We start from the raw sequence: 1415 nt of genomic DNA, 5'->3' as shown, positions 1-1415 counted from the left end.
CTCAGGAATTCGCGCGAACCCCCGTGGATCACAAGTGTCGAGTTACAAAAACTCTTTTATTTTTAGGGGCTAAGAGAGGCTGCGCAATGCGTATCGAATTACATGATCTCTCCGGAGAGGAAATCGCAAAGTTTATGGATACGCATGTGCGAGAGGTGCGGCTCCATACACCTCTCGAGAGCAAGCATGCCCTCAGCCTGGAAGATCTACGCCGACCTGAAATCAAGTTGTGGGTGGTGCGTGAGGGGGAGGAAATTGTAGGGTGTGGAGCGCTTAAGAAATTAAACTCCCGCCATGCCGAGTTGAAAGCATTTCACACCCGGTCGGACCGGAAAAGGTCAGGAGTAGCCTCACTGTTACTCAGCCATATACTCGCAGAGGCTGAGCGAGATGGCATCGAAAAGATAAGTTTGGAGACTGGCGCATCTGGCTACTTTAATCCGGCAAGGAATTTGTACAAAAAGTTCGGATTCATCCCCTGTGGGCCGTTTGCCGAATATGAAACGGATCCAAACAATATATTCATGACGAGATTTCTTTGAAATAGTCCCTGTAGCCGTCTTGTTCATGGCGACTTCTAAATGTAGCGAAGGAGAATTACATGCCTGAGAATTTCGCCGCAAGCTACGGTGTCCACTCGGAAGTGGGGGTACTGCGCAAGGTGCTGGTCTGCTCGCCAGGTCTTGCGCATCACCGGCTTACTCCCTCCAATTCCGGCGCACTATTATTCGACGACACGATGTGGGTCGAGAGAGGACAGCGGGACCACGCGGACTTCGTCGCCAAGCTGCGCCGACGAGGTATTGAGGTCCTCGAGCTTCACGAACTCCTCGCGCAGACCATGGAGATACCTGAAGCGAAACAATGGTTGTTGGACAGAAGAGTGACTGTTGAACAGATAGGCGTCGGACTCGTAGACCCAACCCGTCACTTCTTGGAGACGCAAACCCCACACCAGTTAGCGGACTATTTGATTGGCGGGCTGACCGTAGATGAACTTCCTGCGAGCGACCGGATAACCCTGGATGTTCTGTGTCGAGGATCGGAGGACCTCCTGCCGCCGCTGCCTAACACCCTTTATACTCGCGATACAACAAGTTGGATATATGGCGGGCTCACCCTTAACCCTCTGCGTATGCCTGCACGCCGAAGTGAGACGCTTCTTATGAAAGCCATCTATAATTTCAACACAGAATTCACCGAAGCCACGGTCTGGTGGGGCGACCCGGAACGCGACTGGCAGATGGCCACTGTCGAGGGAGGTGATGTAATGCCCATTGGAGGAGGCATCGTCCTCATGGGGATGGGGGAGCGAACCTCTCGGCAGGGCGTGACGCAATTAGCGGCAGAGCTTTTTAAGGCGGGAGCCGCCGAGCGCATCATTGTAGCGAAAATTCCTATTCTTCGCACCGCAA

At 53.2% G+C, this 1415-nt stretch carries 2 protein-coding genes; both read left to right on the top strand.

Translation table 11 applies throughout. The features are described from left to right. Positions 1-542 (top strand): GNAT family N-acetyltransferase (locus tag ACFV20_RS36940; protein ID WP_385665508.1); only part of this gene is annotated, 542 nt, incomplete at its 5' end. A gap of 59 nt (positions 543-601) precedes the next feature. Further along, positions 602-1415: arginine deiminase family protein (locus ACFV20_RS36935; RefSeq protein WP_385665505.1), on the top strand; the 814-nt coding region annotated here is incomplete at its 3' end.

The organism is Streptomyces sp. NPDC059696 (genome assembly GCF_042733745.1).
GTDB lineage: Bacteria > Actinomycetota > Actinomycetes > Streptomycetales > Streptomycetaceae > Streptomyces.
The sequence above is the reverse complement of the archived record's forward strand: the minus strand, read 5'-3'. Positions and strand labels throughout refer to the sequence as shown.